At 36.7% G+C, this 5,173-nt stretch carries 3 protein-coding genes and 1 pseudogene; all 4 read left to right on the top strand.

The features are described 5' to 3' along the window. A pseudogene (locus tag MCS_RS07925) lies at positions 1 to 518 on the top strand (ABC transporter substrate-binding protein); the annotation flags it as partial. 171 nt (positions 519 to 689) lie between these two features. Beyond that, the gene (gene xseA, locus MCS_RS07920) at positions 690 to 2,120 is read left to right on the top strand and encodes an exodeoxyribonuclease VII large subunit (protein ID WP_004857459.1); all 1,431 of its coding nucleotides are present in this window, start codon (positions 690 to 692) and stop codon (positions 2,118 to 2,120) included. Positions 2,121 to 2,134: 14 nt separating this feature from the next. After that, a complete protein-coding gene (locus tag MCS_RS07915) occupies positions 2,135 to 2,725 on the top strand; it encodes a DNA-3-methyladenine glycosylase I (protein WP_004857456.1) in 591 nt (196 codons plus the stop codon). A 1,473-nt stretch (positions 2,726 to 4,198) separates the two neighbouring features. Then, the coding region (locus tag MCS_RS07910; protein WP_004857453.1) for an ABC transporter substrate-binding protein at positions 4,199 to 5,173 on the top strand (975 nt) is incomplete at its 3' end.

Genomic DNA, 5,173 nt, shown 5'->3' with positions numbered 1-5,173 from the left:
GAAAGACAGTGCTTAAAGAAATAGGTATTCCACGTGCAAGCTTTATTCCTCTTGGTAATTTTGGTGCTTTAGCTGAAAAAGAAGGGCAACCTTTTAAACTTGATCTTCAAAAAGCAAAGCAGCTTTTAACTGAGGCCGGTTATCCCGATGGATTTGAGGCGAATTTTTTGGTTGGAACATCTCCTTACGCTTTGCCAATTGCTCAATCTATCCAAGATAATGCAGTCAAGGTTGGTGTGCGTCTTAAAATTGAGCGTTTAGCAGGAACACAGTTGTTTTCAAAACTTTATGCACGTGCTTTTGATACTATTTTTGTTGGATGGAATAATGACTCTACTGATCCTCATACAATGGCTTCACGTCTTGTGTACAATCCTGATAATCGGTTTGAGGCTAAAAATACAGCCTATCCTAGTTGGCATTATGGATATTTAGATTTAAATTTGAATCAAAAGGTTGAAGATGCATTGTTTCAAAAAGATTCTCAGAAACGGGCTCAAATGTATGCTGATTTGCGTATGATTTAAGAATTTTTCATGTATCGAAGATCATCAGTAGTGAATGTGTATATTGTGTACTAGAATATGATGACAAGATGTCTTAATTTATGGAGAAATTATTATCTTTTGATAAGAGGATATTTGTGTGTGAATTAAGAGTCGATGTTTCAACCACAGTGAATTGAAAAAATGGTAGATTTGTTTTTTGAAAAAACAGCAGCAACAAATATTGCAGAGTTTAGTGTTTCTGAAATAGCAGGGGCTTTAAAATGCGTTGTTGAAGAGAAGTTTGGTTATGTGCGGGTGCGTGGAGAAATCTCAGGTTATCGCGGTGCACATGCTTCGGGTCACGCTTACTTTGCCTTAAAAGATGATAAAGCGCGATTGGAAGCTGTTATTTGGCGTGGAGTCATGGAAAAGCTTAAATTTCCTCCTGAAGAAGGGATGGAAGTGGTTGCTGTTGGTAAACTGACAACTTATCCAGGGTCATCGAAATATCAAATTGTTATTGAAGCTCTTGAGCCGACTGGAGTTGGAGCTTTGATGACTCTTCTGGAAAATCGCAAGAAGAAACTTGCGGCTGAAGGCTTATTTGACGACGCAAAGAAAAAACCTTTACCTTATATGCCACACATTATAGGTGTTGTAACATCACCGACAGGCGCTGTCATTCGTGATATCATTCATCGTATATCGGATCGTTTTCCATTGCATATTTTGATTTGGCCTGTACGTGTTCAGGGGGAAACTTGTGGTCGGGAAGTGGCTTCTGCCGTTGAAGGTTTTAATGCTTTGCCTTTAGGAGGTATTGTTCCTAAACCTGATCTTATTATTGTTGCACGAGGAGGGGGAAGCTTAGAAGATTTGTGGGGGTTTAATGACGAAGCTGTTGTTCGCGCTGTTTACAGATCTGCTCTTCCCGTGATTTCTGCTGTTGGTCATGAAACGGATTGGACTTTGATTGATTTTGTTGCGGATTGGCGTGCTCCGACTCCTACAGGAGCAGCAGAAAGGGCTGTTCCCGTTAAGCTTGATCTCGAAGTACAAGTTGCATCGCTTGGGGCGCGCTTGCGCATGGGGCTTGCCCGTTATTTTGATTTTCATCAACAAAAATTGCGTGCTATTATACGTGGACTTCCTACTACTGATCAACTCTTTGCTTTACCGCGGCGGGGGATTGATGAAATTTCAAGCAGGTTACAGCGTGCTCTTTGCATTAGCTATGATAAAAGACATTTTTGTTTCCATGCACTTAGCTTACGTCTTTCTCCACGCTTGCTTGATACGGAAAAAGCACAACGTAATACAAAGGAGTATACGGCCCGTCTTCATTATGCTTTTGCACGAAATGTGGAGAGACAACGTGCTCAGATAGAGGTAGCATTTAGGCTTTTAAAAAGTACTTCTTATCAGAATATTTTAGAACGTGGTTTTGTTTTGGCTTTGGGGCAAGATAATAAGCCCATAAAACGGTTGGCGCAATTTCCTGAAACTGGACAAATAAATTTACGCTTTTTTGATGGTGATATCAGCCTTGCAACTCAGGAAAGTGCCTTCAGTAAACGTTCTAAGCTTAAACAGGTAAAGCCGCAAAACGATGATCAAGGAACTCTTTTCTAATATGGAGCTGTTGAATGCTTGAGGAAGGGCTTCTCATGGGGAGAGATGGAAAAGTTCGATGCTCATGGGCGGGAACTGATCCACTTTATTGCGCTTATCATGATAAAGAATGGGGTAAACCTGTTTTTGAGGAGTGTCGTTTGTTTGAAAAAATTTGTCTTGAAGGTTTTCAAGCAGGGCTTTCTTGGTTTACAATTTTAAAAAAACGCTCCTCTTTTAGAGAGGCGTTTGATCATTTTGACTTTGAAAAGATTGCCCATTACGATGAAGTAAAGGTTCAAATATTGATGCATAATAAAGGTATTGTTCGCCATCAAGGAAAAATTAGATCAGTACTTAATAATGCCCTGAGAGCACAAGAAATTATAGCTGAGAGGGGGAGTTTGTCTCAGTATTTTTGGTCTTTTCAACCACCACGGTCAGAACGTTATGACAAGGTAGATTTTCGAACACTGTTGGCTAACCCTATAACCCCTGCTTCCCTTCGTCTTTCTACAGACTTGAAGAAACGTGGTTGGACATTTGTCGGTCCCACGACATGTTATGCTTTTATGCAAGCAACGGGAATAGTCAATGATCACCTGGAAGGGTGTTTTTGTCGATAAATTAAAGAATCTTCTTTTTTATTCCAATACCCGTAAGTCTTATAGTTTATTAAAAGGTAAGAAGCATGCTTTCAAGCAAGATGCAAAAGTCTGTTCTTTTCATAACGTTCAAAAAGAATATTGTTAGTATAGTTTTAAAAAACGCACTTTATACTATGGTCTTTATTTTCTAAATCAATACATTCTTCGATGAAAAAGCATGACAAATAGGCTTTCAGAAATAATTTTTTGTATAGGATTTATAGCAAAAATGTTAAGGTGGAATACGGAAATTATTGTCCAAGAAATTTATGACATTTGGTTATCTTAAAATACGATATGTTAAAGCCTGTATTTATTATTTGTACCATTCAGTCTTCTACTGCAAGGTGCTGTGTGGAATTTTATTTTGTAAAGTTTTTTAAAGCATTTTTATTTAATAACTTTCTGTGTAATATTACTGCTTGTATTAAGCTTTATCAACTGATAGGTTCATTCATGGGAAAGCAGTTTTTCTACATGTTAACTCCAATTATCGGGAGTGTTTAAACTCAAACAAATTTTCTATCATTTCATCTCTGTGTCAGTGGATCGGCAACTGTTGTTGGTAAAAAGAGATTGGTATAACAGGTTATTTGTTATTTAAAATTTTGGCGAATTTTAAAGTAACGATAAGTATTTATGATCGCAAAATATTAAAGCCATTTTAACCGTCATAATCATAACAATTTCCTTTATATAAAATTAAGAAAGGGTTTCTGTTGGCAGTATTTATCAAGTTTTCAATAGAGTGAGTTCTCTTTTAAAGGAAAAAGCATATTTGGTATGCAGTTTATTTTTGGCTCTGATGAGTTTGAAAAAGAGGTGTTTAAAAGTATTTGTATGCTGCATTTTCTTGGTTTTATCTATATTCCGTTCGTTTGAGATGAAACCAAAAGTTTGCTTTTAAGCACAAAAAGCTCAAAGATTTCTGAGATATTACACATTTTAAGTAGACCAAAATAACGCCTTTTCACAGGAAGAGTTTTTTAAGTTATGGGTTTCTCAATTTTTTCAAAAAATGTGGCAAAGAAAGTTATATACTTTAAATTCTTTATTTGGAAAAACACGATTGCGTTCAAAATTTTACAGGTGTACAGTTTACAGTTTTTGAAGAAGATGCAATGATCAGTTAATGCATTTTTATACTATCCTCATGCAGTCCTATGATTCCAGTCATTTGTTTTGCATTAAAAAAATAACTGTTTTAGCTGATAGAAGGATATTATGATGCGGAGAGAGCGGCGATAAAGAGAGAAAAATCTTTGTAAAATGGCGATAGAGATATGCTAATTTGCAGGTAAATTTATACGATAAGAATTTTATTATTCAAAATAAAGTTATGACCTTTTTGTTTATAATTATTTTGAGAGAATGTGTGGAGTTTTTGCTGTTTTCAGTATACTAATTCATCTATAACTATTTGATTTATATGATAAATTTGGAGGAAAATCTATGAACGTGACAAAAAAGATGTTTAAAAGTAGCAGTTCTTTTGTTTCTGCTTTTATTGCTATGGGGATGTTTGCGCAACAAGTTTCAGCAAAAACACCTGCGGATACCCTAGTTATGGCTTGGAATCTCGATTCAATTAATTCGTTTGATCCTGCGCAAATCAATGAGATTTATGCAGATGAAATTATTCTCAATGTTTGCGATAGTTTAGTGAGTGATGCTACAGATGATGCTACTAAAATAGTTCCCTCTTTGGCAGAAAGTTGGGATGTTTCAGGTGATGATCAGGGTACGGTGATTACTTTTCATTTGCGCGATGGTTTGAAATTTAATGATGGTCGGCCTGCTGGTGCCAATGATCTTATTTGGGGTATGAAGCGGGTTGTCAAGCTGAAGTTGGCACCTGCGGCAATGTTTAATGAATATGGTATTACAGAAAAAAATGTTGATACTGCTTTTCAAGCACCAGATGAGAAGACGGTGGTGATGAAATTTGATAAGCCTTATCCAGCGGAGCTCATTCTTAGCAATATTGCTAGGAATCGTGTGGCTGCTTTACTTGATCGTAAAACGATTATGGAACATGAAAAAAATGGTGATACGGGAAATCGGTATTTAGCAAATCATATTGCTTGTGTTGGTCCTTATCAGTTAAGTCGTTGGCGTTCTGGAGAATCCATTTTATTACGTGCAAGTTCCCATTATTGGGGGGAAGCACCTAAACTTAAGAAGATTTTAATCCGCCATGTCGCGGAACCAGGAACACAACGTTTATTGTTGCAAAAACACGATATTGATATTGCACGTGATCTAAAACCTGAGGACTTAGCAGATCTTCAAGCCACAACAGATATTAAGGTTGAAAAAGTGTTGGAGCCATCCATGATGTTTTGGGGTTTCAATATGACAAATTCTATATTTGCCAATGAAAAAGTGCGTTTGGCAATGCGCTATCTTATTGATTATGAAGGTCTT

This window comes from Bartonella doshiae NCTC 12862 = ATCC 700133 (genome assembly GCF_000278155.1).
GTDB lineage: Bacteria > Pseudomonadota > Alphaproteobacteria > Rhizobiales > Rhizobiaceae > Bartonella > Bartonella doshiae.
The sequence above is the reverse complement of the archived record's forward strand: the minus strand, read 5'-3'. Positions and strand labels throughout refer to the sequence as shown.

What these genes read in the sequence shown, in the direction of transcription:
- xseA (WP_004857459.1), top strand. Translation starts at nt 690, where the DNA reads ATGGTAGATTTGTTTTTTGAAAAAACAGCAGCAACAAATATTGCAGAG.
- MCS_RS07915 (WP_004857456.1), top strand. Translation starts at nt 2,135, where the DNA reads ATGCTTGAGGAAGGGCTTCTCATGGGGAGAGATGGAAAAGTTCGATGC.